This window comes from Gilliamella apicola (genome assembly GCF_003202915.1).
In the GTDB taxonomy this organism is placed as follows: domain Bacteria; phylum Pseudomonadota; class Gammaproteobacteria; order Enterobacterales; family Orbaceae; genus Gilliamella; species Gilliamella apicola_Q.
Map to the genome: position 1 here is coordinate 930328 of NZ_QGLP01000005.1, position 23409 is coordinate 953736.

Sequence of the window (23409 nt, forward strand, 5' to 3'; positions counted from 1 at the left end):
CGAAACCATCCTTAACTAACTTACCTGGAGTAAACTATGGCTAAGGCACATTCTACGCTAAAAACCACCATTACTAAAACCCGAACGGTAAAACCACGGCCAAGGCGCAGCTTAACGGTCGATTACAGCACTAATGGCGGGCAACCCAACCCCAGACCACAACTGACCATTAAAGCATTCTGGTTGGAAGCCTTCGGCTTTACTACCGGTCAGACAGTCATCATCGATGCCCAGTAAGGGTTGTTGATTATCAGGATTGAGGAGATGAGATAGGAGTTAAAAGCTAAAATAAAATCCCCACCGATTAGGTGGGGATCATAAATCTAATTAGATAGGTACAGCTTCCTTGGTTCTTAACCATGATCCTTTTAGTTCATTACATAAATTAGCATCAATAATTTTTTCTATCTCTTGCAAATACTGAATTTTTTCGGGAGCTTCCTTTATTACAAGAGGAACTAATTGATACCAAGCATATAGTATCCAGTCAGGGTTTGTTTCAGCTACTTTTTTCATGTGTTGAAGTAATTTTTTATAACCTAATCCAGATACCGTCGCTTTAATCCAAGGCTTAGCTCCAGAGACATTTTTTTTTCTAATCCCATGTCTAAAAACTTTATCAACACACTACGATCCCTAATAACACGCGGGATCAATCTTAGTGAGGATCCTCTAACTACATCAGAATTATGTTTTAGCAAAATTTCCATCAAAGCTGAACTTTCATGCTCAGGTAGTTTTCTTAAATAATGAGCTAACTCATTTTCAGCTCTTCCATCAGGAAGCTTATTTATAATATTATTTAGCATTAGGATGCTCCTTAAATTTATCTAATGGTAACCCCGATTGATGAGCATTTTCAGTCTTAGGTTTATAATGACCAGAAGAATTATCAAACTCTTTTAATACACCTCTGGTTCCATCACTCCAGCCAAATCTAATTGAACCAGCATAGTCAACTTGTTGTGCGCCTCTTGATATATCAAAATGGCCTGCACGTTCATATGAAGATGTTCTGGAGACATATGTTTTTCCATTTGAGAAATTGTTTTATCTTTGTATTTTTCATAATTATTTACGTTATGCGCCTGATTAGTATTATTCCAATTATCAGCTAATTGACTTTCTTTGCTTGCGTGCTGGGTAAAACCATCATTTTTCCCTTTCTGACTTTCAACGATATTCCCAGTTACACTCTCTTTATTTTGAAGTGTATTTCCACCACCTTGAGTCACATTACCTTTACCATGTTGGGCTTCTAATGCGACTTGGTCTAATGATTTATTTATCGTCGTCCCCTTTCCGGAATTCTATAAGCCTTTCTCATTTACTACAACCTTATTTGTAGCGGAAGATCCCGATGTCGGTTTCACTGTTTTATTTGCTGGAATGACATTACTTCCTACTACTTTGGCTTCGGCTCCAATAGAGCTCAAGCTAAAACTTATCTCCTTCCGCTAATTTTGATTTACCTTATTTAGGTTGGCTTTGTAAAAATAATTAAGGAGTCTATACCATCTTATTACTATTTGAACTTTATAATGGAAAAGGTGCTCATTTGATAGCACCTCTTTCTATATAGATATTTTAATAATTTTTCAGTTCAAGTTAATAAAACATACTTCATGTTTTATAGTTTAATGGTATCCCCTATCCACAATGCACCATAAAATGCAATTGCTAAATGAACTTAGATTCACCACAGGACAATCGGTCACCATTAACACTAGAAAAGGCAAGTTAATTGTCGAACTTGCGAAGTAGATAGAATAGTTGATAAATAATTAGTTCAGTTCTGCAACAAAGATCACAGAACTGAAATCTGGATTTAAAAAAATGATATCTAACTAATCTTACAGTTACTATTTATTTTATAATCTTTAATCGCAATATTACCAATTTCACTGCTCATAAAATAATTTCTCGAAAAATCAAAATCTAAAAATCTAGAAGAAATATTATTTACATTAAGTTCAGCAATATTTCTATTTTTCAAATTGATAATTAAATTTTGATATTTATTAATAACATCAACATGATGAGGTGTAAGATAATTATCAAACTCTATTGTTTGAATTAAAATATCGGACTCTTCAAAAATAAAATCTAGTTTGTCAGAAAAAATAATTTTTAATTTGATTTCTTGATTAGGATAGTCAGTACTTTTCCCAACAAGCCAAATATATTTATCATTTACATAAAAATTTGAATCTATAGTATGATAAATTTCTGTATCATCTCCATTCATTTGTAAATATATACACTTTACATTTTGTATAACTAATTTTGCTTTTCTAACTAAAATAGTTAATATACTGCTCGGATCATTTAAATCAATTTTAGCTAGAGCATTAACAATAATGCTTTTGGGATTTTTCCTAATAATAGAAGAATACCAAATATGTTCACTCATATTAACTTCTATATTTTCTAAATTAACTTCAAATTCATCAATTATATTAGTTAAGTCAAAAGATAGATAATTTTCTATTCCTATACCACTATCTAAGCAAATAAATTGTTGATAACTATTGGATATATCTATTTGATATTTCATAAAATACCCTTTATTTTCTTATAAATTTATATTCTGTAATCGTTTCATTATTAATTTGTTTACCATCAGATTGCGAATAACCTTTACTTGATATGACTTTCTTTTCAGATAGAATAAATCCCTTATTTTCAGCAATTTTCTCTATATTTTTCAAACTAGGATTATTCCAAGTACCTTTAATAATAATTGTGCCTTTATTAGCTAAAACTCTTAATATTTCATCATTAAAAGGCTTAAATCCATACGGATTCTCCATAATAATTAGTTTCTGAGAACCAGTTGCGATTTTAGATAAATCATTCGCATTACCAGCATAAACCCAATTTGCCATAGGATAATCGGGATTGGAAATATTGTAAGCCCCTTTAATTGGTTTATTACCAGCACCTATATTCAGCGTACCTCCATTTTCCGCCTAAGCAAGGTAAGGATCTTTAGATAATAATCTTCCCGGTTTAGTGAGTTTTCCAGCATAATATGCACTGCTAGCGAGACCGACTAATTTAAAACCATCTTCTGTTAAACGAACAGTACCTGGATCAACACCTAATTTATCTGCAATATAGTTGATTCTAAATTCATCGCTAGCTTGTTTATCATCTTCTATCTGACTAGCTAGATAATAATCAAAACCTCCCTCTTTTCGAGTTTCAGTTTTGCTAGCCCAAGCCCAATAATCAGGCTCTATAGTATATTCAACAGTTACTGTTGTTTCTTTTAGCTTAGACTGCTCCGCCGTATATTGCTCACCTTCTTTTGCTAGTGCTAGATTCTGTTCATATTTTTCTGATCCTATCACATATTGCGCATAACATTTAATCAAAGCACAATTTGCTGCATCAAGTTTATGTGGGTCGTACCCCTCTTTTACTAACTTGTCAATTATTCTCTCTTCAACATTAGTATTAAAACGGTTATTCTCAACCGCATTTTTACTGCTACTATTAGCTGCACTGGCATCGCCCAAATTACCACCACCGGCAGCTACCGCAAGGCCGGAGGCTAGTTGAGATAGTGCGCTGATGGTTTGTTTTTCATCTTCGGTTAACTCGCTGGCATCTTTACCACCATAAAGGGTGTTGATAATTGCTTTACTCGCTAGCTCTCCGCTTACTGCACCAACACCTCCTGATAATGCTGAGTTGCCTTGTAGTTCAGCCACTACCGCACCAAGTATTGCATGGGCAATTAAGTTGCCGGCAATATCATCGGTTTGCCATTTACCATCTTCCCCCATATGCCCGGTGTGCAGTTTTATCTGCTCAGCTAGCCATGGCGCACTGGCGCCAGCTAGGCCGCCGGTGAACTTACGAAGTAAATTGTAGATATAAAAAATCCCAGTTTTTGGGCTGGGATCTGCTTTCTAGTATATTTTTTCTCCATTTATATATGCTATCCGTGCTTCATTTAGACTCATCTTATTAGCTCCACCAGAAAAATCAGGATCTTCAAATTGAATTGGATCATCTTCCCAGCCACATATATTACAGATTACATACTCTCTAGGTAAACTTATAGTTTCATTTCCACAACAAGGACAAAAATACTTATCGTTTATATCTATCATTTTTGCTTATCCCAATATTCCATACCTTTTTCCGGCTTATACATTGTTCTTGGTGTACCATCTGCATTTTTTATAGCAAATATATTTGTTTTTGGATTGTAATATAAAGTATCTTCATTTTTTCTAACTTTTATTAGAGTTCCTTCTGGCGAACTTCTAACAAAATTATGAATAGTTACACCTTTTACTCCATGTTTTTCAAACATCCGCAACCTTATCAATATAAATTTTAAAAGTACTACCAAAAACAATGAACTAAATGAACTTGGATTCACTACATGACAATTTGTCACCATTACCACTAAAAAATGTAAGTTAATTGTCTAACTTGCGAACTAGATCGCTGAGTGGATAAATAGTTAGTTCAGTTGTGCGATGGGGATCGCAGAACTGAGAAAAATTGTTAAAAACTCCTACCTTATAAGTATTTCTGGAGTAGCAAGTCCTGTTTCTATATCAATATCATATTGCCCCCCATCCCATCTATAAGCTTTAAATTTACCATCTTTTTCATAAATGTTAGTAAAGCTATCTCCAAACTTGTCATTCTTTGAGTAAATACGCCATATGACTTGTCCATCGGTCTTTATCAAAAAAATATTTCTTGATACTTCCAAGGGTTCTTTTTTAAATAGATCATTAAAACCATCAAGTAAAGCTAGTTGATAATTATTATCTATATTCAGTATTTTATTTGCTATTCCTGCATCAATATGTCTTATCATTTTAGTGGTCTCGTGTTGTAAAAGTTATTAAGAGGAATTTGTTGCAATAATTGATATTGCGTTCCACCTTTGTTTGGTGCTCCAAACAAAGGTTGTGGTGCGATGGTACCAACTTGCATTTTTGTTCCTGCCGGAACTTTCACATCAGATATGTGTGTAGGAATCGATGGTAACGCTAAATGCTGCAGTATTTGCTGTGCCGTCATTCCTTTTATTTCATCCGCTCTCACCATAAATTGACCTGCAACGTTACTTTCAGTATGGCCCCTTACAAATTCAACTTCCTTAACTGTAGTAAATTGTCTGACTTGAGTTGATGAATCATATGGAGCATTCCATCCTCTTTCTATAAATGATTTATTTGCATCAGCCGCACTAATTGCTTTAACATTTGTTATTTGAGTTCCTGATAGTTCATTGATAATTTCTGGACTAACAGGTTTTGTCACTCCACTACCAGCCTGAGAGCCAGGATTTGATGGCATCTTGCTTGTAAGTGTACTATTTTTAACAACTGTTGCTTCAACCTGTGTAGATTGGCTAGCAACCTGATTCATTAATCGATTGCCTTCAGCTACATTGCCTGCCTTGTATGCTGCTTCAGCTTCTTTTACTAAAGTTTATGCTACTTGAGTTTCAACCTTAACAACTTTTCCTGCTACCTTGATATATTTTGCAAAAGGTAATACCCCTGCTGTAGCTATAGCATAGTCCCCCCAACTATCTGCATCCCTAAAGGCAACATAATCTCCATATGGCGTTACCAAAATAGCAAGATCTTCTGGGAATCGTTTCAAATCCTCTCTTAAAGGATCATACATGTATTTACCCGAGTTCATATCATTTATGATCTGTAAAGCTTCCTCGGGAGTTAAATAACCAGCAGCTAAAGCGCTTGTGATTGAATCATAATTCGCTCCTGTTTGAAGATTTAAACCAACAATATCCCCACCATAACCACCTCCTTCACCCCAGCTCAAAGCATTATTCTCAACCACATTTTTACTACTATTAATAGCCGCACTGGCATCACCAATATTACCACTGCCGGCAGCAACAGCAAGGCCAGATGCTAGTTGAGATAGTGAGCTGATGGTTTGTTTTTCTTCTTAGGTTAAATTAACTCACCGTCACTGATTGCCGCATGGGTAATATTCGAAGCTTCATCGTTGTGGTCATAAATGGAGGGTTATAGCCTCAACGGCGAACAAGCTAACCCCAGACCCCAGCTCACTATTAAAGGAAGCAGGCTTGAGCAGCTCGGCTTTACTACTGGCCAAGTGGTTACGATCACCGCTAAAGAAGCTAAGTTAATTATCGAACTTGCGAACTAGATCTAGAAACGGATAAAAATAAGATCCCCACTAATTAGGTGGGGATATTGTAGATCTAGTTTATTCAACTTCTTTTTTATAAAAACTAAATTTATTAGATCGTGGAGACTCTTCAATTAATAATCTTTTACAATATGGACATTCGTATACTTCAATGCTCTCTTGATTAAAAGAATCCATGAACTTTTCAGAAGTAAATTCTTCCTTTTCTGAGAATATATCGATTACGTCCCATAAAACATTTTGTGAAATGAGATCATAAGCAAAGTCTTCATCAAATGAGCCAATATTCATTACGTGCCCACATTTGCATGCAATTTTCGGCATAACTAATCCTAATTATGTTCTATCATAATGATGTATCGTACCTTTTGAATCTTGGAAAAATAGAGTTTTAATATTTTGAGCATTTGGTTTACCCCATAATCTTGAGGCCATACTCTGCATTTCATGTCCAGATCGATCCACTTGTGCAATAACGCCAGCTAGGCTGCACCAACACCTCCTGACAATGCTGAGTAGCCTTGTAGTTCAGCCACTACTGCGCCAAGTATTGCATGAGCAATTAAGTTGCTGGCAATATCATCGGTTTCCCATTTACCATCTTCACCCATATGCCCAGTGTGCAGTTTTATCTGCTCAGCTAGCCATGGTACACTGCCGACGGTGATAATACCGGTAATAATGGCGGTAGCCATGTCTATGCCTTTACTGACATCAATGCCCATGGTACCGATATTGTTACCTTTTTGCTTATTTGCTTTTAACTGTGTATCAACAGCCGCGTAATACCAATAATCCTGATTATCCGTATAAAATTCTTCAAAGGAAATTTTTGCTTTGTCTTCATCGCTTAAATCATTGTATTGTTTCAATGCTTCTGCCTTGGATAATGTAAGTGCAAAAACGATAAAAATAATATCCCCATTGGTTAAGACGGGAATTGTTTTTAATCTTTTACCAATGGATCTAATTGTAAAAGATGATTTTTAGCCCGCTCAATTAATGCCATTAATTCATCATAATTAAATGTTAAAACACGTTGTGGATCGCTTGGATAAATTACAAATTCTAAATTTTGCTTATCTTCAGATAAACAAAGCTCACCCCAAATATCTCCATCATAGAGAAGCTCAGCATTAAAACTATCGCTTTCAATGGAACTCCCAACGCTATAATCCAACATAATATTCATATTCCTTCTATTTTTTATTAGGCTCTCTAAATCCAATTAATTTAGTGCCATCCTCATTAAATCTTAAAGTCCTACCATCTGGAGATGTTGCATGTATTACTTTAATAATTTGTTTGTTTTCTGTTGCTGTTGTTCGAGTTATTATTGTTTTAGGATTTGACAATATATCATCCACAATATTCTGAGCTTCTTTATTTAAAACAGATGCTTACTGATTTGAATAAGTATAAACGCTTCCTTCTAGACCACCGTATTTTTGTAAAGCTCGTCCTGCATCAGTTAGCCCATTTCTATTAACAGAAGCTGCTGCTTGACTCAATTGGTCTACAGTTGGGAACGTTTCTGTTGCATTTGTTGAGGGTTTGATTATAACATTATCGGCCTGCTCTGTATTTATTTTTACACCAGAGCCCTTTTCAGCACTTTTAGCAGAAGATCCTTTGGTGACAATATTTGTTTCAGGTGTTTTATTAAGAAACTCTTTTAGTTTTTTAGCTAGTCCAGGTGTAAGTTCTCCACTTTTTTCCATTGCCATTAACGCTGATAGTTCTTTTAATTGCGCTTTAGATAATGACTTAGCTAATTCAGCCGCACTCATTCCTAACCCAGCAGCAGGCATTGCTTCTGCGCCAATTGTTTCCATCACCCAAATTGCTACTTGATTTGCGCATAATACTGGATTAAGGGAACAAGCTGCCATTCCTGCTTCTGCTACTGCAATAACCTTTGGAGCGACAATAAGCGCGCCCAAAATTACAATCTGGTATTTACCGTATTTTAATATCTTTTCATTATAAGCATCTATTCCTTCCTTGATAAACTGCTGTTCACAGGCTTTATCCCCGTTACATACCGCATCTGCGGCTTTAACCATAGCTAAACCAACACTAACGTAATTATTCTCAACCGCATTTTTACTACTACTAATAGCCGCACTGGCATCACCAACACTACCACCGCCGGCAGCTATCGCAAGACCTGCTGCTAACTGCGATAGTGCACTGATGGTTTCTTTATTTAATTGGGTTCCCTAGTAAGCTAATTATTTTATTTTTATCATAAGATAAATCTATTCCTGAAGGTAATTCACTAATATAAGGAGAATAATTAGGTTGATTATTAGTTAAATACAAATGTATTCGTTTTAAATTGTTGATTAATATAAGTCCAATTCCCTAGCGTAAAAATTTATAATATTTGAATTTTTCATGGCCGCTATATTCTTTAGAATCTTCTGATATCACTAGTTTTTCTCCTATAGAATTCATCAAAACAACAAATTTATCGGATGTTTCGGATGTACTTAAAGCTTCAATAAACTCTTTCCATTCTAACATAATGAATAAATCCCCTTTTCTTTGTTGCGTGTTTTTATCTTATTAATACAGCCAATGTTATCAAACAAAGAGTCCCATTTTTATTAAACTCAAAATGTAATGAATAATGTGTCATATGATATAATATCCAACGATTCACATATCCCAAAAAAGGACTTTGTTCATTTCCACCCACTTTTAATGGTTTCCCTAATAACTCAATGACCATTTTTTCAGTATATTGAAAATCGATCCCATTCAATAATTTTCCATGATATTTAGAATAATTATCCTTTTCCTTACAAAAGAATTGAATATGATTCAGATATTTTTTTCGAAAACCGATAAGCATACCTGTTTGAAAAAACTCATAATATTTAGTTCGATCAGGATCATTATATTCAATAAGATCTTCTGATATTTCAGGATTTTCACCAATTTCATCTTTTAGCGTATAAAACTCTGAAGAATTTTCAGATTTACCTAATACATTAACTAATTGCTGCCATTTAATCATGATCAATAGATCCCCTTTTCTTTGTTACGTGTTTTTATCTTATTTATGGCATCTTCTATTAATTTCGGATCATACCCTTTTTCAATCATATTTTTTCGTAATGCGTCTGTATCTTTTTTAACTGCTTCATAAAGGTTTTCTGCATCTTTCATGATTTGTTCTGCAGTGTTTTTACCTCCATATGTTGGTCCTGCTTGATGAACATCTCTAGGAACTTCAACAGCTGTTGTTTCTGCATATAGTTTTTTCGTTTCTGTTGGAGTTAAAGGTCGTCCAAGCCAGGTTTCTTCAGCCTTTTTTAATGCAGCAAATGATGGAATATGATCATGCTCTAGTCCATCACCAACTTTTGCCTTTGCTTTAAGTTCCCTAAAAGGGCCGACATCAAGAGCTTTTACTTTATCCTAAGCTTCTTGAGCCAACTCAATGGCTTTTTTCGTATCGCCTACTTTTAAAGCCGCTTTCGCTTCTTTTAAGAGCTTACCAACTACATCACCTAAACCAGGTATTAATCCAACTGCTGCAATGGTATAATCAATACTATCTTCAGCTTCAGCAACAGCTTTCACATCACCTATTATTGGAATAAAATCAGCGACAGTTTTTTCTACATTAGCTTTAAATTAAGCAGCTTCTTTATAGGGTTCTGTTATTTCTTTCTGAATTTCAATAGTTTGTTCAAGTATAGCTTGTTGACGTGCATATTCATCTAAATTATAACAAGCATCATCTGTATAGCAATTGTATTCAGCTTTCATTTTTGATTATGAGAAAAAGAAATCAAAAACAAGATTCTCTGCATTATTCTCAACCGCATTTTTACTACTATTAATAGCCGCACTGACATCGCCAAAATTACTACTGCCGGCAGCAACAGCAAGGCCTGAGGCTAGTTGAGATAGTGAGCTGATGGTTTGTTTTTCTTCTTCGGTTAAATCTTTGACTTCTTTGCCATACAGTTGTTTGCGGATGATATCTGCTGCAACTTCACCGGCCACTGCACCGGCTCCACCAGATAATGCTGAGTTGCCTTGCAGTTCAGCGACTACTGCACCAAGTATTGCATGAGCAATTAAGTTGCTGGCAATATCATCGGTTCGCCATTTACCATCTTTATCTAGATGCCCAGTGTGCAGTTTTATCTGTTCAGCTAGCCATGGTGCACTGGCGCCAGCTAAGCCGCCAGTTATATCGCCGGTGATAATGCCGGTAATAATTGATACGGCTGAGCCAACGCCTTTACTAAAGTCATTGCCCATTTTGCCATCTTGCGAGTCTTTATCGGCATCTTTATGGGGAGCCACAGGACGAGCTTAAGCTTAAGTTTGAGGCGGTTAAACAGATGACCGCTGACGAGCAGAAGTCAGTAAAAGAGATTTTAGACGCCATGATTTTAAAGCATCAGGCTAAGCAGTTGATTGGTTAAAACAGGGCGGCTAAAGAAGAAGTAAAAGCTAATGCAGTAAACAATAGCGCAGCATTAAGGTGCTCGAACACCTTAACACTGCTAACCACAACTAACTATCGAGGAGTTAACTATGGCTAAGGCACATTCTAAGCTAAAATTAACCACAGACAAAGCACCTGCACCACAACCCAACGAACGGTTTTATACCATTGGCTACGTGCCACAAGGCATAAAACCTAACCCACGACCACAACTGACCATTAAAGGCAGGTGGCTGGAGCAGATAGGCTTTTATGTGGGCAGCCCTGTTATCATTAAGATTGAACAGGGCAAGTTGGTTATTGAACTTGCGATGCAGTTCTAAGAACTAAAAAAAGAGCCCCGCTGATTAGGTAGGGATCATGCTGTTATACAGGTATTTTAGCAAGTAACTCATTAATCTTATCAGTATCTTCTGGATGTAAGGCAAGATATTTTTCACAAGCTAATCTGACGTATTTAAACCCCAATGTTTCAGAAACAATAATTTCTCCTTCCCAGACTCCAAACATAATGCCTTCAAAATGACATTCTGGGTCTGGATCATTCCAATCAGGAAAGTTGCAACAGGTTTCATCGATTACAAAACCTACCCTATTAATAATATATTCTACTCCCCAAATAAATTTTCCATAAAGGTTGAGTGAATTAAAAAAATCTTTAATAACCCACTCAGGATCATTGTTATAATCAATATGCTTAAAAATATATTCGTTCATTATTTTTTTACCGGAAAGAAGTTTGTTACAGTTCCTGTTTTAGGATCAAGATAAACCCTAAAGCTGATTCCACCTGCGCTACTTGTATATTCTCTAGCCCCTGATGTTATTGCTAATTTATAGCCACTAGCAGCTGCTTGTTGCCCTAAATCTAATATTTTTTGATCTGATATTATTTTAGGATCATAGATAGTTTTCGTCATTGGTTTATCCTTATAACCAATAATATTTCCAGCTCTATCCTTTGCAGGAATTTGATATTTTATCTCAGTAACACCAGGAATACCGGTAGGAGTTTCACTTACGATCTTCACGCCATTCTGATTTGCTGCTGAATAAAATGCATCCGCATTATGCCCACCTGTAATACCTTTTTGCTGAGTATATTTTTCAACAGTACTTAAATGAGCAGGCTGATCAATGTTAAAACTAATACCATCAGGGGTTTTAACCGTCGTCGTTCCCTTTCCAGCGTCTAATTTGCTGAAAAAAAGTTAAGCTGACCTATACGGCGGTGCGCTGGTTACTTTTTTGACGGTTGATGAATAGTGATAAATCGATCTTGTGGTGAGTCGTATAACTATTAGTATCCATACGTGTTATGTTGTCCCCCACCATAGCTAACTCACCGCCCGCATGAATTATACCACTATAGGGACTGGACATATCGCCTTTCGCCTGTATGAGTTCGTTTAGGGGATTTAATACAGAGTAAATTATCCACTTATTCAATACGGGATTTTTCATTAAGAAAATAATATTTATTAAAAAGATGGCTAACATTATTAATAACATATTATTTCCTTATATTTTCAGCGGTAATCTTAAGTAAGCTAAACTCCCAGTTTTTAAGCTGGGATCATTCACTACTTATGAATAACGCTCTCTTAGCTTCGACATATAGTGCTCTATTGATGCCTTATCCTTAGGGTGGGCGTCAATATAACTATCCGATATTACTTGCATAAGTTCAACAAAGTGTTGAGGCGTTAACTCAGAACTATCCATTTCACCAACATAAAAATCTACGTTCTTAAAATCATCAGGGCTATCATAATCTTGGTCTAAGGCATATCCTAATCCTTCATGCACATCACAACCGATACCTCTTGATGCATCATATATAAATTGTAGAAAATTCATCTTTTCTTCGTTATACATTGTTTCAAGTAAATAATATAAATCTACTCCACCGTTTTCGATAATATATTTTTCAACTTTACTTAACCATTCTATTTTATTGCTCATTTAGAATTCCTTGGAGGCATTGTAATATAAGCATTACTCACCTTTCCTGTTTTTGCATCTCTTGTTACCTGAAACCAATAACCATCAACTTTTACTGAATATTCTCTCTTGTTTGGATTTGATAAAAAATAACTTTCTGATTGCTTTGCCGCCTTATTTGACATATCAGCTACTTTTGAATCCGATAGTATAGCCGGATCATAAGTTGTTTTTGCCGCTTCTTTCTTATACCCTACAATCTGACCTGCATTTGGACCATTTCCGGCTTTAGCTGGAAGCTGATATTGGTACTCAATTAAACCAGGGTAATTTTTATCTGTAACTTTGAGATTAATTTTAGCTCCTAATATTTCGGCTGACTCTAAAAAAGCATCTTGTTTATGAGCTCCGGAGATATTATCTTTCTTTTTATTTAGCACACCAAGTTGAGTGTTATGTTGAGTTACATCAGCTATAAAGTTATTTGATGTTAACTGATTAGTAGCCCCAGCCGTCCCCTTTCCAGCATTCCCCAAGCCTTTCTCATTTACTACATGCTCATCAAAATTACTTTTTTTATTCGCTTGTTGAATGCTGTTAGTTATCAAACTTGAGATAAAAGTATAGACATCAAAGTAAGATCCTAACAGGATTCAGATGAGGACTTTACTATTACCTCTAAATTTAAAAATAAAAAAATAGACCTGTTTTATATTTTATTGCATTATCAACTTGAGTTAATAATTGAATCAACGCTTCGCTATTATTTGATACTATTGAATTTTGAATAATACTTTTAGCCTTAAAAAGCTTATCAAGATCGATTATCTTTTCATCTTCATAATCATCAATATTTATATCTAATTCATTATTAAGTTGATTAATAACATTACTCTCTAAGAGATTTTTATAATTATCTTCATCAAGAATTAATTCAATCAAATCACCATCCACACAATTATCTAAATCTAGGCGTTCCATTGCACTTTTATTTACTGGAACGGATATATTTTTCATACTATTTATTCCTTTTTATATTAAAATGAGTTGCCTCATTATATTCACCTTGACTTCGGCCAGCTTCTTTTCCATTCTCTAATAATTTGTTGTTAGGAATATTACCATTCAAATCCAAATAAGCTCTTTTTCCCGAAATATTAGGGTTATAAATTCGGAAGTAGTTTCCAGACAAATCCTCAACCACCTGTATACCTGTTGTTGGATTAGTATAAATTCTTTTTCCTTTTTCAGTTGTAGTTATTATTGGATTTGAGCCTGCAAACTCATTAATAGCCTTATCAAGACTTGCTGTAGCCCAATTACTTGAATATTGTTCTGCTCTAGCCGCACCGCCAGTTAGTTTTTCAGTATTTGTAACACCAGTCCCCTTTCCAGCATTTGAACTATGGGCTTGTCTAATTACGGTTGTTTCAACTTCAGTACCATGACTTACCGCTTGATTCATTAGCTGATTACCCTTAGTTATATCTCCTGCTTTATAGGCGTTTTCAGCTTCTTTTATTAATGATAGACCACTTTTGGTCTCTACTTTTATTATTTTACCACCAATTTTGATATATTTAAAAATCGGTAAGATCCCAACACATGCAATCGCATACTCTCCCAAATTATCGGCATCTCTAAAGGCAATATAATCTCCATACGGCGTTACCAAAATAGCAAGATCTTCTGGAAAACGTTTAAAATCCTCTCTTAAAGGATCATACATGAACCGTCCTGAGTTCATATCGTCCATTAACTGAATAATTTCTTCCTCTGTCAAATAACCTTGAGCATAGGCATCGAGGTTACTATCTAAATTTGCTCCAGTTTCATATGGAATTCCAATAAAATTACCACCATTACCACCATCAGCCCAACTCAAACCATTATTTTCCACCGCATTTTTACTGCTACTAATAGCCGCACTGGCATCGCCAAAATTACCACCGCCGGCAGCTACCGCAAGGCCGGATGCTAGTTGAGATAGTGCGCTGATGGTTTGTTTTTCTTCTTCGGTTAAATCTTTGACTTCTTTGCCATACAGTTGTTTGCGGATGATATCTGCCGCAACTTCACCCACCACAGCACCGGCTCCACCAGATAATGCTGAGTTGCCTTGTAGTTCAGCCACTACCGCACCAAGTATTGCATGGGCAACTAACCTCGCGGTTTCGTTATCACCGGCTTGTATCTTTATCTGCTCCGCTAACCATGGCGCACTAGCGCCAGCTAAGCCGCCGGTTATATCGCCGGTGATAATGCCGGTAATAATCGATACGGCTGAGTCAACGCCTTTACTAAAGTCATTGCCCATTTTGCCATCTCGGGAGTCTTTATCGGCATCTTTATGGGGAGCCACAGGATGAGTTAAAGCTTAAGTTTGAAGCGGTTAAGCAGATGACGGCTGATGAGCAGAAGTCAGTAAAAGAGATTTTAGACGCCATGATTTTAAAACATCAGGCTAAGCAGTTGATTGGATAAGACAAGGCGACTAAAGAAGAGCAGTAAAACAGACGCAGATTAACGGTGTACCACCACCGCTAACCTGCTAATCACAACAACTAAACGGAGTAGTTATTATGACTAAGGTACATTCTATGCTGGATAAAATGATTGTTCAGATGAGAAAGATCGAACGGCGTTACACCGTCGGTTATCTACCTCCCCGTCGGGATGACAGTATTCCGGCCATTCATCTTAAAGTTAAGTGGCTAAATCAGGCTGGATTTACTACCGGTACACCGCTGATTATCCGAGTAATGCAGGGCTGTTTAGTCATTACCACTGAACCTAAACACTAGACGGATAACCGTAAGTTACTGGAAGAGATACAACAAACGCAGCAGCGCATCTGTGATATGACAGTTAAGCTTAATTAGTGAAGAGATAATCAAGATCCTCACTAAGGTAAGGATCTTGATTCATAAAATAATTAAATATCGGTCTTTAGAGTTGCTAACTTTTCATATATTTCATAAATATCATGTTTTAATCTCAATACCTCATCTTTTTCAATACCATGAATTGTTTCAAATTCTTCAGCATCAACACAAACTCCAGCATATATTTCGCCAATAATTGAGCGAATGATGTAAAGCTCAGCCTTTGATAACACAATTGTTGATTGTTCATTACTTAATTCAACTAATTTCATTCTATATAACCTTTATTAATTTAAATCATCAAAATATTGGCGTCCATCTGTAAGTCTAAACGCTGTTCCGCCATCTTTTGCTTTTGGATTTCTTATGACAACTGTTCCTATAGATTGATCCCAATATACAAGACGTCCATTATTTAACTCTTTTATCGATGTTGGATTAGAAACAACTTTTTCAATATGTAAGGCAAATTGCTCCTTAGTTGTTATACTTAAATCTTCAAATTCACCTTGCTTGATAACATGTTTATCAAACGCATGCCCTCCAGCAATTTCCTGACCAACTAATTGAGCATTTAATTTAGTGCCATTTACTGTATTAGTCGCATTGCTATTAGCTTGTCCTGCTGCACTCGTCCCCTTTCCAGCATTCGCCAAGCCTTTCTCATTTACTACATGCTCATCAAAATTACTGTTTTTATTAGCCTGTTGATTTGCTGAATGATTATTATTTATATTATCCTTTATTTCTTTATAATCACCAAATCCTTGCTCAACATTATTTTTACCATACTGATTTTCAAAATATTCTTTGTCTAATTTGTTAACATCAGATAATGCCTCATCCAATTTACCTGCTTTATTAGCATCTGAAATAACTTTATCTGATTTATTGATAAGTTTTTCTGTCTTACCTACATTTCCCAATCCTTTAGTCGGTGTAATTATACCAATTAACAATGCCGCTGAATTCTCTAGGGCTATCTGATCACCATTAGCAGCTTTAACAAAATTATCTTTAATTGCATCCCATGCTTGGCCGTTAATGATCGCATTTACGGCGTTTGCCACGGTTTGATCTGCTTTTCTCAAGTCGTTCAATGCGGTATCACAATAATTAACCCCCACCGCACAGCTACTCAATGCTAGAACGCCATCAAGAACAGTATCTGCAGCACCTGCACCAAGATCGACCGTATCACCATAAGCAGTCAGTGCACCATTGATGATTTGTGAAATCGTATTTTCACCAAGAATTTCTCTAAGTTTATCTTTATAATACTCAGTACTGTCTTTATGTTTTTCACGCCACCAGTCCATTGATTCTGTATTATTTTCCACTGCATTTTTACTACTACTAATAGCCGCACTGGCATTACCAATATTACCACCGCCGGCAGCAACGGCAAGGCCGGATGCCAGTTGAGATAGTGCGCTGATGGTTTGTTTTTCTTCTTCGGTTAAATCTTTGACTTCTTTGCCATACAGTTGTTTGCGGATGATATCTGCTGCAACTTTACCAGCCTCTGCACCGGCTCCACCAGAGCTGGCTTTGAAGCTGGAGTGGTTTTCTATGTCTGTGAAGGTGAGGCTGTTGGTGGTGAGCTGGTTGTGCTCTTTGGCGGCGGTGGAGGCGATGGCGGCGCCTTGTACGTGGATGTTGGCACCGCTCTGGCTGATTTTTTGGTCTATTTGGTCTTGTGGGCTGATGATGCTCAGTTTGCCGCCGATGTTGGCATCGATGCGGTTGGCATTGGCCTGGGCGCCGATCAGGGTGGTGTTGCCTTTGCTGGTTAGGCTGAGTTTGTCTGATTGGAGGGTGGTCTGGCTGTGGGTTTGGGCATTAAGGTGGTTGTTGCCGGAGCTGAAGCCCGCTTCGCCATAGATGTAGACGCCGGTTTGGACGCCGATTGAGGCACCTACGCCTACGCTTAAGCCGGCACTGCTGTTTTTGCCATCGGCTTTGTGCTGGTTGTGGCCTGCTTCAAGGATGATGTCGCGGGCTGAGTTGAGGTTGATGTTGCCACCGGCGGTAAGTTGGTTTGCCTGTGACTGGCGGTAGCTGCTGTCTTGCTGGCTTTTGCTGCTTTTGAAGCCGATGCCGCTTTCGATTTTGATTAGGCTGGCATCTTGGATGTTTTTGCCGGCGCTGTAGGCGGTGTAGCCTTGGCCAAGGGCAGCCATGGTTTGCAGGGCTTTGGTGCGGTCGTCGGCTTTGCTCTGGTTGAGGGTGTCGACGGCGTTGGCCAGGTCGATGAGGGGGGAGCTGATTTTGGTGAAGTTGCCGATTTTGAGGTCTTTGCTGCTTTGGTGGGCGCTGCCGTGGTTGGCATCGTCAAGGACGGTGATGTCTTTGGCGATGATGTTGAGGTTGTTGGCGGCGATGATGTCGGCTACTTGCTGGGTGTAGTGTTCGCCAGCGATGATGTTGACGTTGCCGTTGAGGCTGCCTACTTGGCTGCGTATTTGTTCGACGTTGTTGCTGTTGTATTGGTCTTTGCTGCTCATGTAGCCGGTGAATTTTTCGGTATCAGACAGTTGCGCTGAGCCCCAGTCTTTGCTGCTGGTCTGTTCGTTGTGGTTATGGTAAGACACCTTGGCAAACTTGGGCTGAGACAAAAGGACAGGCTAAAGAAAGGCAACTGGAGAATTTATTTTACTCATCAGACAGTCATTGTATTAGAAAGAATACCGATGAGTAGGTAGTGTCTGTCAGATTAAGTTTAAGCTAGTACAAGCAAAACAAGTTAATTATTGCGCTTTTGATGTAGATCTAGAAAGAGATAAATAGATCCCTGTTCACATTGGTGATAGGGATCTTTTATTACAATAACACTAAATTTGAAAATCGCTCCGTTGGGATAGTTCTAAGAGCTCTTTTAGATAAGAATTATATTGTTTACCTTTCTTCATTTTTGCATATTCTTCAACAGCGATAATTCCGTCATTTATAATTGAATTATCAATCCGAGAAATTTCAAGAGTAATAACATATTCACCATTAATAAGATAAGTATATATTTCTTCACCTTGTTCTATCATGTGATATAAGCAACACGCTGAACCCACTGTATTAAAAACTTTTTTTAAGTAAGGAATTACAATCTCTTGTTCCATCTTATTGAATTCCTCCATTAATTGATGATCGTCAGTCATTTTATTTTTCCTGGTGTTACTGTTACTAAATTGCCTTTTTTATCAGTAAGTAGCGTCATAGTATTTGTTGGCTTACCGCTAAATTTATCTATACCTATATTTTTATCTAATGTAATAACTCTCTCATAAAGAGTATCTGTCTGACCAGTGATCTTGTTATACGAAGATCTAGTATTACTAATTGGAATTTTAGCAGTTTCAGAACTATTTAGAATAGCCTTAACCTCTGTTTCACTAATTGTAAATTGGCTAGCATTCGTTTTACCTGAAAAATGGCGATTTTGTACATGAACCCAACCAGAATCAGTGTCACCAGTTTTTACATTAATACGAGATTGAACAATAGGATGATCTAAATCAGCTTTAGCTATTGCATTATCTGCACCATTTGAGACCTTATATCCATTAGATGTTGTTCCCGTCGCCCCCTTTCCAGCATTTGAACTATGGGCTTGTCTAATTACGGTTGTTTCAACTTCAGTACCATGACTTACCGCTTGATTCATTAGCTGATTACCCTTAGTTATATCTCCTGCTTTATAGGCGTTTTCAGCTTCTTTTATTAATGATAGACCACTTTTGGTCTCTACTTTTATTATTTTACCACCAATTTTGATATATTTAAAAATCGGTAAGATCCCAACACATGCAATCGCATACTCTCCCAAATTATCGGCATCTCTAAAGGCAATATAATCTCCATACGGCGTTACCAAAATAGCAAGATCTTCTGGAAAACGTTTAAGATCCTCTCTTAAAGGGTCATACATGAACCGTCCTGAGTTCATATCGTCCATTAACTGAATAATTTCTTCCTCTGTCAAATAACCTTGAGTATAAGCATCGAGGTTACTATCTAAATTTGCTCCAGTTTCATATGGAATTCCAATAAAATTACCACCATTACCACCATCAGCCCAACTCAAACCATTATTTTCCACCGCATTTTTACTACTACTAATAGCCGCACTGGCATCACCAATATTACCACCACCGGCAGCTACTGCCAGACCGGAGGCTAGTTGAGATAGTGCGCTGATGGTTTGTTTTTCTTCTTCGGTTAACTCGCTGGCATCTTTACCACCATAAAGGGTGTTGATAATTACTTTACTCGCTAGCTCTCCGCTTACAGCACCAACACCTCCTGATAATGCTGAGTTGCCTTGTAGTTCAGCCACTACCGCACCAAGTATTGCATGAGCAATTAAGTTGCCGGCAATATCATCGGTTTGCCATTTACCATCTTCACCCATATGCCCGGTGTGCAGTTTTATCTGCTCCGCTAACCATGGCGCACTAGCGCCAGCTAAGCCGCCGGTTATATCGCCGGTGATAATGCCGGTAATAATTGATACGGCTGAGTCAACGCCTTTACTAAAGTCATTGCCCATTTTGCCATCTTGTGAGTCTTTACCGGCATCTTTATGAATAGTGCGTTCGAGCTCTTTAACCTGTTCGCCTAACTCTTTTAAGCTAGTGACAATGTTTAATCTGGTCTGCTCATCCTCTTTATTAAAGATTGGTTTGAGTTTGCTATGGGCATTTTCGGTATCATGACTGAGTTCATTAATATCTTGTGTTTGTTTATCTTGGTCTCGAATGATTAACTCACCGTCACTGATTGCCGCATGGGTAATATTCGAGGCTTCATCGTTATGGTCATAAATGGTTGGTTGGCCACTGGTTGGTGAAAAACTGTCATTACTAGTAACAGCTCTAATTGGTGATTGTATTTTTTAGATAATGATTATTTTGAGTTGTTTTATTGAAGTGTATTTGTAAAGATAAATAGAAAGATGCCAATTTGATAGTGCATCTTTCCATATGAACATTTTAAATTTTTCAATTCAAGTTGATAAAACTGCTTTATATTTTATGACAAGCTAAATTATCAAGTTCTGAAAAACTTAATTATAATTTTATTTACAGATGATTTCATAAAGTGTATCTGGTGGATTTTGATATTTTGCAAAATCAGCATGAATAACGTCTCGCATTTCAGCGAACTTTATTTTTTTTATGGTTTCAATCTGATTACAATCATTTATTGAAACGACCAATTTTGATGCATGGGTAATTTTAATCATGTCAATCAATGTATTAATAAGTATATCTAAACGCTCTTTAGGATTTGTAGGGAAACCAATATCAGCATCTGGGGCATATTCACAATAATCTATTAAGTAAGTAGCATCAGGATAGCCAGGAACGTCGCCAATTATAAAAGAAAATACATTTCCACTTGGAATTAAATAGTCAGGATAATTATATAGTTCATTTTTAGGAATTCTTTCTATTCCCAATTGACTATTTTTAATATAGTCCATTAAATTTTCTAAATCAATCTGACTTAATATTGGTTCTATATAACCATCAACAAAGCTAGACATATTAACTCTCCTTTTTAGTATTATTTATCTAAAATCCAATCACCAATAGGCTTACCACCTTTATCAAAATGATTCTATAATCTTTATTTTTAAATATGTTACCTTTTTCGTAATAATAAGTAATACTTCTAGAATCCTCTGCTTTTAGCCGATAGGGCTTTTATGCAGGTCAGGTTGTATTGGTTAAAGTTGTACAAGACCAACTGATTATCAGGCTTGCTATGTAGATCTAGAAAAACGATAAAAGTTCCCCCGCTGATTAGGCAGGGGAGCTCCATTACTCATCTACCGGATAAAGCTCTTTTATATATTGCACAACAAAAGATTCTAATTCTTGAACAGGATAATCATCCTTTCGCTGTACTAAATAAGCATCGTCATAAATTACTCTGGATTCTAGTGCTCTGGCTAGTACGTAAGTAAGCAGAACAGCAAATTTTTGATTAGACAGGCCTCGATAACCTACTCCAACCATTACAGGATAATCGACATCAATCTCATTTATATATTCAGGTTCAAAATAATTAAAACTTATCCAACATGAATATTCATAACAATTGTCCTGAATAAATATGATTTTATCAGATAAATTTAATCCCTTTTTTGCTGATATTCCTATTGTTAACTGTTGTGTAGATAGCGATAAATTATGAAAACCATCAACAATAACATCTAATAACTTTTCAAAAGAAGGAATTTCTTTTATAGGAAATAGAATTTTATTTGACATTATTTACTTACTCCCTTTTTAATTGAACCACCGGTGACATTTAACCAACCGTCCTGAGTTTTGATATATATATTATTTACCGTGCCTTCTTTAGTAATGTTGGATACTGGAGAACCGGGTTTAAAGTGATTGATCATTTCATTCATACTGACACCTGTTTTAGAGGCATCTATATATAAATCACCTTTATATCCTTGCTTAGCCATATCCTTAGCACCATCAGTAATATTTCGTCGGACCGCATGAATACTTTGCCCTTGAACTTCTTTCAATTGAACAGGAACTCCATCAAGCCAACCATCAATACCAGGATTGTTTGCTTTTTCTGCTCCTTTAAAAGTACCACCTTTATATTTCACTATATCTAATGCTTGTTGATATTCATGTGGCTCTAGTGCATTTTTAATAACGGTACCTTGTTTACCCGGAGGTAAGGCGGGTAACTCAGAAGCAGCATTTTCAGCTTGTCCCGCTCCACTTGTCCCCTTTCCAGCATTTGAACTATGGGCTTGTCTAATTACGGTTGTTTCAACTTCAGTACCATGACTTACCGCTTGATTCATTAGCTGATTACCCTTAGTTATATCTCCTGCTTTATAGGCGTTTTCAGCTTCTTTTATTAATGATAGACCACTTTTGGTCTCTACTTTTATTATTTTACCACCAATTTTGATATATTTAAAAATCGGTAAGATCCCAACACATGCAATCGCATACTCTCCCAAATTATCGGCATCTCTAAAGGCAATATAATCTCCATACGGCGTTACCAAAATAGCAAGATCTTCTGGAAAACGTTTAAAATCCTCTCTTAAAGGGTCATACATGAACCGTCCTGAGTTCATATCGTCCATTAACTGAATAATTTCTTCCTCTGTCAAATAACCTTGAGCATAGGCATCGAGGTTATTATCTAAATTTGCTCCAGTTTCATATGGAATTCCAATAAAATTACCACCATTACCACCATCAGCCCAACTCAAACCATTATTTTCCACCGCATTTTTACTACTACTAATAGCCGCACTAGCATTACCAATATTACCACCGCCGGCAGCTACTGCAAGGCCGGATGCTAGTTGAGATAGTGCGCTGATTGTTTGTTTTTCTTCTTCGGTTAAATCTTTGACTTCTTTGCCATACAGTTGTTTGCGGATGATATCTGCTGCAACTTCACCGGCCACTGCACCAACACCTCCTGATAATGCTGAGTTGCCTTGTAGTTCAGCCACTACCGCACCAAGTATTGCATGGGCAACTAACCTCGCGGTTTCGTTATCACCGGCTTGTATCTTTATCTGCTCAGCTAGCCATGGTGCGCTGGCGCCAGTTAAGCCGCCGGTCATATCGCCGGTGATAATGCCGGTAATAATCGATACAGCTGAGTCAACGCCTTTACTAAAGTCATTGCCCATTTTGCCATCTTGGGAGTCTTTACCGGCATCTTTATGAATAGTGCGTTCGAGCTCTTTTACCTGCTCTCCTAACTCTTTTAAGCTAGTAACAATGTTTAATCTAGTCTGCTCATCCTCTTTATTAAAGATTGGTTTGAGTTTGCTATGGGCATTTTCGGTATCATGACTGAGTTCATTAATATCTTGTGTTTGTTTATCTTGGTCACGAATGATTAACTCACCGTCACTGA

General features: G+C 36.8%; 38 protein-coding genes and 4 pseudogenes. 6 read left to right on the forward strand and 36 right to left on the reverse strand.

Annotated elements, in window-relative coordinates; genetic code table 11:
* The first annotated feature begins 36 nt into the window (after positions 1 to 36).
* The gene (locus DKK79_RS10445; RefSeq protein ID WP_110424006.1) at positions 37 to 237 is read left to right on the forward strand and encodes a SymE family type I addiction module toxin; all 201 of its coding nucleotides are present in this window, start codon (positions 37 to 39) and stop codon (positions 235 to 237) included.
* Positions 238 to 327: 90 nt separating this feature from the next.
* On the opposite strand, the gene DKK79_RS10450 is transcribed toward DKK79_RS10445, so the two are convergent.
* The 11 genes and pseudogenes from DKK79_RS10450 to DKK79_RS10500 form a co-directional block, all read right to left on the reverse strand.
* Positions 328 to 516 carry a hypothetical protein gene (locus DKK79_RS10450; protein WP_110424007.1) on the reverse strand — a complete coding sequence of 63 codons (189 nt, stop codon included), beginning with the start codon at positions 514 to 516 and terminating at the stop codon, positions 328 to 330.
* Between the two features lie 23 nt (positions 517 to 539).
* Positions 540 to 809, reverse strand: a complete 270-nt coding sequence (locus DKK79_RS10455) for a hypothetical protein (protein ID WP_110424008.1) — start codon at positions 807 to 809, stop codon at positions 540 to 542.
* A gap of 93 nt (positions 810 to 902) precedes the next feature.
* Complete coding sequence (locus DKK79_RS10460) at positions 903 to 1235, reverse strand: hypothetical protein (RefSeq protein ID WP_110424009.1); 333 nt, start codon at positions 1233 to 1235, stop codon at positions 903 to 905.
* 608 nt (positions 1236 to 1843) lie between these two features.
* The gene (locus tag DKK79_RS10465) at positions 1844 to 2557 is read right to left on the reverse strand and encodes a hypothetical protein (protein ID WP_110424010.1); all 714 of its coding nucleotides are present in this window, start codon (positions 2555 to 2557) and stop codon (positions 1844 to 1846) included.
* Positions 2558 to 2567: 10 nt separating this feature from the next.
* On the reverse strand, positions 2568 to 2888 hold the full coding sequence (locus DKK79_RS10470) for a hypothetical protein (RefSeq protein WP_110424011.1): 321 nt from the start codon (positions 2886 to 2888) through the stop codon (positions 2568 to 2570).
* An 84-nt stretch (positions 2889 to 2972) separates the two neighbouring features.
* Complete coding sequence (locus DKK79_RS10475) at positions 2973 to 3794, reverse strand: VENN motif pre-toxin domain-containing protein (RefSeq protein ID WP_110424012.1); 822 nt, start codon at positions 3792 to 3794, stop codon at positions 2973 to 2975.
* Positions 3795 to 3920: 126 nt separating this feature from the next.
* Positions 3921 to 4115, reverse strand: a complete 195-nt coding sequence (locus DKK79_RS10480) for a CPCC family cysteine-rich protein (protein WP_110424079.1) — start codon at positions 4113 to 4115, stop codon at positions 3921 to 3923.
* A 5-nt stretch (positions 4116 to 4120) separates the two neighbouring features.
* Positions 4121 to 4330, reverse strand: a complete 210-nt coding sequence (locus DKK79_RS10485) for a hypothetical protein (protein WP_110424013.1) — start codon at positions 4328 to 4330, stop codon at positions 4121 to 4123.
* A gap of 207 nt (positions 4331 to 4537) precedes the next feature.
* Positions 4538 to 4849 carry a hypothetical protein gene (locus DKK79_RS10490; protein ID WP_110424014.1) on the reverse strand — a complete coding sequence of 104 codons (312 nt, stop codon included), beginning with the start codon at positions 4847 to 4849 and terminating at the stop codon, positions 4538 to 4540.
* Positions 4846 to 5334, reverse strand: coding sequence for a hypothetical protein (locus DKK79_RS10495; RefSeq protein ID WP_146212023.1), 489 nt, complete (start codon positions 5332 to 5334; stop codon positions 4846 to 4848). The genes DKK79_RS10490 and DKK79_RS10495 overlap by 4 nt, the downstream gene beginning before the upstream one ends.
* A gap of 135 nt (positions 5335 to 5469) precedes the next feature.
* Positions 5470 to 5946 (reverse strand): annotated as a pseudogene (locus DKK79_RS10500) (VENN motif pre-toxin domain-containing protein); the annotation flags it as partial.
* 84 nt (positions 5947 to 6030) lie between these two features.
* Between DKK79_RS10500 and DKK79_RS14955 the strand changes: the two are divergent.
* Positions 6031 to 6183 carry a SymE family type I addiction module toxin gene (locus tag DKK79_RS14955; protein WP_110424017.1) on the forward strand — a complete coding sequence of 51 codons (153 nt, stop codon included), beginning with the start codon at positions 6031 to 6033 and terminating at the stop codon, positions 6181 to 6183.
* A 60-nt stretch (positions 6184 to 6243) separates the two neighbouring features.
* On the opposite strand, the gene DKK79_RS10510 is transcribed toward DKK79_RS14955, so the two are convergent.
* The 11 genes and pseudogenes from DKK79_RS10510 to DKK79_RS10540 form a co-directional block, all read right to left on the reverse strand.
* The gene (locus tag DKK79_RS10510; protein WP_110424018.1) at positions 6244 to 6510 is read right to left on the reverse strand and encodes a hypothetical protein; all 267 of its coding nucleotides are present in this window, start codon (positions 6508 to 6510) and stop codon (positions 6244 to 6246) included.
* Between the two features lie 158 nt (positions 6511 to 6668).
* A complete protein-coding gene (locus DKK79_RS10515; RefSeq protein WP_034884533.1) occupies positions 6669 to 7058 on the reverse strand; it encodes a hypothetical protein in 390 nt (129 codons plus the stop codon).
* Positions 7059 to 7132: 74 nt separating this feature from the next.
* Positions 7133 to 7369 carry a hypothetical protein gene (locus DKK79_RS10520; RefSeq protein WP_110424019.1) on the reverse strand — a complete coding sequence of 79 codons (237 nt, stop codon included), beginning with the start codon at positions 7367 to 7369 and terminating at the stop codon, positions 7133 to 7135.
* 16 nt (positions 7370 to 7385) lie between these two features.
* Positions 7386 to 7541 (reverse strand): hypothetical protein, encoded by a 156-nt coding sequence (locus tag DKK79_RS14530; protein WP_181415295.1) that lies wholly within the window; start codon positions 7539 to 7541, stop codon positions 7386 to 7388.
* A gap of 45 nt (positions 7542 to 7586) precedes the next feature.
* Positions 7587 to 8252 (reverse strand): hypothetical protein, encoded by a 666-nt coding sequence (locus DKK79_RS10525; RefSeq protein WP_110424020.1) that lies wholly within the window; start codon positions 8250 to 8252, stop codon positions 7587 to 7589.
* 27 nt (positions 8253 to 8279) lie between these two features.
* A pseudogene (locus DKK79_RS14960) lies at positions 8280 to 8384 on the reverse strand (VENN motif pre-toxin domain-containing protein); the annotation flags it as partial.
* Positions 8385 to 8553: 169 nt separating this feature from the next.
* Entirely contained in the window at positions 8554 to 8715 is a 162-nt protein-coding gene (locus DKK79_RS14535) for a hypothetical protein (protein WP_181415296.1), read from the reverse strand.
* 34 nt (positions 8716 to 8749) lie between these two features.
* On the reverse strand, positions 8750 to 9211 hold the full coding sequence (locus DKK79_RS10535; protein WP_110424021.1) for a hypothetical protein: 462 nt from the start codon (positions 9209 to 9211) through the stop codon (positions 8750 to 8752).
* A gap of 2 nt (positions 9212 to 9213) precedes the next feature.
* Complete coding sequence (locus DKK79_RS14540) at positions 9214 to 9363, reverse strand: hypothetical protein (protein ID WP_181415297.1); 150 nt, start codon at positions 9361 to 9363, stop codon at positions 9214 to 9216.
* Between the two features lie 252 nt (positions 9364 to 9615).
* Positions 9616 to 9780 carry a hypothetical protein gene (locus DKK79_RS14545; RefSeq protein ID WP_181415298.1) on the reverse strand — a complete coding sequence of 55 codons (165 nt, stop codon included), beginning with the start codon at positions 9778 to 9780 and terminating at the stop codon, positions 9616 to 9618.
* Positions 9781 to 9975: 195 nt separating this feature from the next.
* Complete coding sequence (locus tag DKK79_RS10540; RefSeq protein ID WP_375537983.1) at positions 9976 to 10470, reverse strand: VENN motif pre-toxin domain-containing protein; 495 nt, start codon at positions 10468 to 10470, stop codon at positions 9976 to 9978.
* 38 nt (positions 10471 to 10508) lie between these two features.
* On the opposite strand from DKK79_RS10540, the pseudogene DKK79_RS14965 reads away from it, so the two are divergent.
* Together DKK79_RS14965 and DKK79_RS10550 are read left to right on the forward strand one after the other, a co-directional pair.
* A pseudogene (locus DKK79_RS14965) lies at positions 10509 to 10637 on the forward strand (helix-turn-helix domain-containing protein); the annotation flags it as partial.
* Between the two features lie 112 nt (positions 10638 to 10749).
* A complete protein-coding gene (locus DKK79_RS10550) occupies positions 10750 to 10983 on the forward strand; it encodes a SymE family type I addiction module toxin (RefSeq protein ID WP_110424023.1) in 234 nt (77 codons plus the stop codon).
* A gap of 43 nt (positions 10984 to 11026) precedes the next feature.
* Here the strand turns inward: DKK79_RS10550 and cdiI (DKK79_RS10555) are convergent, their stop codons facing one another.
* The 7 genes from cdiI (DKK79_RS10555) to DKK79_RS10585 form a co-directional block, all read right to left on the reverse strand.
* Complete coding sequence (gene cdiI / locus DKK79_RS10555) at positions 11027 to 11377, reverse strand: ribonuclease toxin immunity protein CdiI (RefSeq protein ID WP_110424024.1); 351 nt, start codon at positions 11375 to 11377, stop codon at positions 11027 to 11029.
* Entirely contained in the window at positions 11377 to 11811 is a 435-nt protein-coding gene (locus DKK79_RS10560; RefSeq protein WP_110424025.1) for a CdiA family toxin C-terminal domain-containing protein, read from the reverse strand. Before DKK79_RS10560 ends, cdiI (DKK79_RS10555) begins: the two co-directional genes overlap by 1 nt.
* Positions 11812 to 11881: 70 nt before the next feature.
* Entirely contained in the window at positions 11882 to 12043 is a 162-nt protein-coding gene (locus DKK79_RS14550; RefSeq protein WP_181415299.1) for a hypothetical protein, read from the reverse strand.
* Positions 12044 to 12247: 204 nt separating this feature from the next.
* Entirely contained in the window at positions 12248 to 12625 is a 378-nt protein-coding gene (gene cdiI / locus DKK79_RS10570) for a ribonuclease toxin immunity protein CdiI (RefSeq protein ID WP_110424027.1), read from the reverse strand.
* On the reverse strand, positions 12622 to 13140 hold the full coding sequence (locus DKK79_RS10575; RefSeq protein ID WP_181415300.1) for a CdiA family toxin C-terminal domain-containing protein: 519 nt from the start codon (positions 13138 to 13140) through the stop codon (positions 12622 to 12624). Before DKK79_RS10575 ends, cdiI (DKK79_RS10570) begins: the two co-directional genes overlap by 4 nt.
* 148 nt (positions 13141 to 13288) lie before the next feature.
* A complete protein-coding gene (locus DKK79_RS10580; protein ID WP_110424029.1) occupies positions 13289 to 13621 on the reverse strand; it encodes a hypothetical protein in 333 nt (110 codons plus the stop codon).
* 1 nt (position 13622) lies between these two features.
* Positions 13623 to 14966 (reverse strand): VENN motif pre-toxin domain-containing protein, encoded by a 1344-nt coding sequence (locus tag DKK79_RS10585; protein WP_110424030.1) that lies wholly within the window; start codon positions 14964 to 14966, stop codon positions 13623 to 13625.
* On the opposite strand from DKK79_RS10585, the pseudogene DKK79_RS14970 reads away from it, so the two are divergent.
* Both DKK79_RS14970 and DKK79_RS10595 read left to right on the forward strand, forming a co-directional pair.
* Positions 14960 to 15088: pseudogene (locus DKK79_RS14970) on the forward strand (helix-turn-helix domain-containing protein); the annotation flags it as partial. The gene DKK79_RS10585 and the pseudogene DKK79_RS14970 overlap by 7 nt on opposite strands.
* A 98-nt stretch (positions 15089 to 15186) precedes the next feature.
* Positions 15187 to 15408 (forward strand): SymE family type I addiction module toxin, encoded by a 222-nt coding sequence (locus DKK79_RS10595; protein WP_110424031.1) that lies wholly within the window; start codon positions 15187 to 15189, stop codon positions 15406 to 15408.
* 131 nt (positions 15409 to 15539) lie between these two features.
* Here the strand turns inward: DKK79_RS10595 and DKK79_RS10600 are convergent, their stop codons facing one another.
* From DKK79_RS10600 to DKK79_RS10630, 7 genes are all read right to left on the reverse strand, one after another.
* Complete coding sequence (locus DKK79_RS10600) at positions 15540 to 15761, reverse strand: hypothetical protein (RefSeq protein WP_110424032.1); 222 nt, start codon at positions 15759 to 15761, stop codon at positions 15540 to 15542.
* Between the two features lie 15 nt (positions 15762 to 15776).
* Complete coding sequence (locus tag DKK79_RS10605; RefSeq protein ID WP_146212024.1) at positions 15777 to 18107, reverse strand: hemagglutinin repeat-containing protein; 2331 nt, start codon at positions 18105 to 18107, stop codon at positions 15777 to 15779.
* A 216-nt stretch (positions 18108 to 18323) separates the two neighbouring features.
* Complete coding sequence (locus DKK79_RS10610; protein ID WP_110424034.1) at positions 18324 to 18644, reverse strand: hypothetical protein; 321 nt, start codon at positions 18642 to 18644, stop codon at positions 18324 to 18326.
* The gene (locus tag DKK79_RS10615; RefSeq protein WP_110424035.1) at positions 18641 to 20035 is read right to left on the reverse strand and encodes a VENN motif pre-toxin domain-containing protein; all 1395 of its coding nucleotides are present in this window, start codon (positions 20033 to 20035) and stop codon (positions 18641 to 18643) included. Before DKK79_RS10615 ends, DKK79_RS10610 begins: the two co-directional genes overlap by 4 nt.
* A gap of 528 nt (positions 20036 to 20563) precedes the next feature.
* The gene (locus tag DKK79_RS10620) at positions 20564 to 21034 is read right to left on the reverse strand and encodes a hypothetical protein (RefSeq protein ID WP_110424036.1); all 471 of its coding nucleotides are present in this window, start codon (positions 21032 to 21034) and stop codon (positions 20564 to 20566) included.
* A gap of 277 nt (positions 21035 to 21311) precedes the next feature.
* Positions 21312 to 21764 carry a hypothetical protein gene (locus DKK79_RS10625; protein ID WP_110424037.1) on the reverse strand — a complete coding sequence of 151 codons (453 nt, stop codon included), beginning with the start codon at positions 21762 to 21764 and terminating at the stop codon, positions 21312 to 21314.
* Positions 21764 to 23409 (reverse strand): VENN motif pre-toxin domain-containing protein (locus tag DKK79_RS10630; RefSeq protein WP_181415301.1); only part of this gene is annotated, 1646 nt, incomplete at its 5' end. The genes DKK79_RS10625 and DKK79_RS10630, both read right to left, overlap by 1 nt.

Excerpts from the sequence above, each read along its gene's own strand:
- DKK79_RS10465 (WP_110424010.1), bottom strand. The coding sequence starts at position 2,557 with ATGAAATATCAAATAGATATATCCAATAGTTATCAACAATTTATTTGC.
- cdiI (WP_110424027.1), bottom strand. The coding sequence starts at position 12,625 with ATGAGCAATAAAATAGAATGGTTAAGTAAAGTTGAAAAATATATTATC.
- DKK79_RS10485 (WP_110424013.1), bottom strand. The coding sequence starts at position 4,330 with ATGTTTGAAAAACATGGAGTAAAAGGTGTAACTATTCATAATTTTGTT.
- DKK79_RS10495 (WP_146212023.1), bottom strand. The coding sequence starts at position 5,334 with ATGCCATCAAATCCTGGCTCTCAGGCTGGTAGTGGAGTGACAAAACCT.
- DKK79_RS10475 (WP_110424012.1), bottom strand. The coding sequence starts at position 3,794 with ATGGGGGAAGATGGTAAATGGCAAACCGATGATATTGCCGGCAACTTA.
- DKK79_RS14535 (WP_181415296.1), bottom strand. The coding sequence starts at position 8,715 with ATGTTAGAATGGAAAGAGTTTATTGAAGCTTTAAGTACATCCGAAACA.
- DKK79_RS10470 (WP_110424011.1), bottom strand. The coding sequence starts at position 2,888 with ATGGCAAATTGGGTTTATGCTGGTAATGCGAATGATTTATCTAAAATC.
- DKK79_RS10625 (WP_110424037.1), bottom strand. The coding sequence starts at position 21,764 with ATGTCAAATAAAATTCTATTTCCTATAAAAGAAATTCCTTCTTTTGAA.
- DKK79_RS10595 (WP_110424031.1), top strand. The coding sequence starts at position 15,187 with ATGACTAAGGTACATTCTATGCTGGATAAAATGATTGTTCAGATGAGA.
- DKK79_RS10450 (WP_110424007.1), bottom strand. The coding sequence starts at position 516 with ATGAAAAAAGTAGCTGAAACAAACCCTGACTGGATACTATATGCTTGG.
- DKK79_RS14550 (WP_181415299.1), bottom strand. The coding sequence starts at position 12,043 with ATGTCCAGTCCCTATAGTGGTATAATTCATGCGGGCGGTGAGTTAGCT.
- DKK79_RS10490 (WP_110424014.1), bottom strand. The coding sequence starts at position 4,849 with ATGATAAGACATATTGATGCAGGAATAGCAAATAAAATACTGAATATA.
- DKK79_RS10550 (WP_110424023.1), top strand. The coding sequence starts at position 10,750 with ATGGCTAAGGCACATTCTAAGCTAAAATTAACCACAGACAAAGCACCT.
- DKK79_RS10615 (WP_110424035.1), bottom strand. The coding sequence starts at position 20,035 with ATGGGCAATGACTTTAGTAAAGGCGTTGACTCAGCCGTATCAATTATT.
- DKK79_RS10535 (WP_110424021.1), bottom strand. The coding sequence starts at position 9,211 with ATGATTAAATGGCAGCAATTAGTTAATGTATTAGGTAAATCTGAAAAT.
- DKK79_RS14955 (WP_110424017.1), top strand. The coding sequence starts at position 6,031 with ATGGAGGGTTATAGCCTCAACGGCGAACAAGCTAACCCCAGACCCCAG.
- cdiI (WP_110424024.1), bottom strand. The coding sequence starts at position 11,377 with ATGAACGAATATATTTTTAAGCATATTGATTATAACAATGATCCTGAG.
- DKK79_RS14540 (WP_181415297.1), bottom strand. The coding sequence starts at position 9,363 with ATGAAAGATGCAGAAAACCTTTATGAAGCAGTTAAAAAAGATACAGAC.
- DKK79_RS10620 (WP_110424036.1), bottom strand. The coding sequence starts at position 21,034 with ATGTCTAGCTTTGTTGATGGTTATATAGAACCAATATTAAGTCAGATT.
- DKK79_RS10510 (WP_110424018.1), bottom strand. The coding sequence starts at position 6,510 with ATGCCGAAAATTGCATGCAAATGTGGGCACGTAATGAATATTGGCTCA.
- DKK79_RS10610 (WP_110424034.1), bottom strand. The coding sequence starts at position 18,644 with ATGACTGACGATCATCAATTAATGGAGGAATTCAATAAGATGGAACAA.
- DKK79_RS10600 (WP_110424032.1), bottom strand. The coding sequence starts at position 15,761 with ATGAAATTAGTTGAATTAAGTAATGAACAATCAACAATTGTGTTATCA.
- DKK79_RS10445 (WP_110424006.1), top strand. The coding sequence starts at position 37 with ATGGCTAAGGCACATTCTACGCTAAAAACCACCATTACTAAAACCCGA.
- DKK79_RS10455 (WP_110424008.1), bottom strand. The coding sequence starts at position 809 with ATGCTAAATAATATTATAAATAAGCTTCCTGATGGAAGAGCTGAAAAT.
- DKK79_RS10580 (WP_110424029.1), bottom strand. The coding sequence starts at position 13,621 with ATGAAAAATATATCCGTTCCAGTAAATAAAAGTGCAATGGAACGCCTA.
- DKK79_RS10525 (WP_110424020.1), bottom strand. The coding sequence starts at position 8,252 with ATGGTTAAAGCCGCAGATGCGGTATGTAACGGGGATAAAGCCTGTGAA.
- DKK79_RS10520 (WP_110424019.1), bottom strand. The coding sequence starts at position 7,369 with ATGTTGGATTATAGCGTTGGGAGTTCCATTGAAAGCGATAGTTTTAAT.
- DKK79_RS10540 (WP_375537983.1), bottom strand. The coding sequence starts at position 10,470 with ATGGGCAATGACTTTAGTAAAGGCGTTGGCTCAGCCGTATCAATTATT.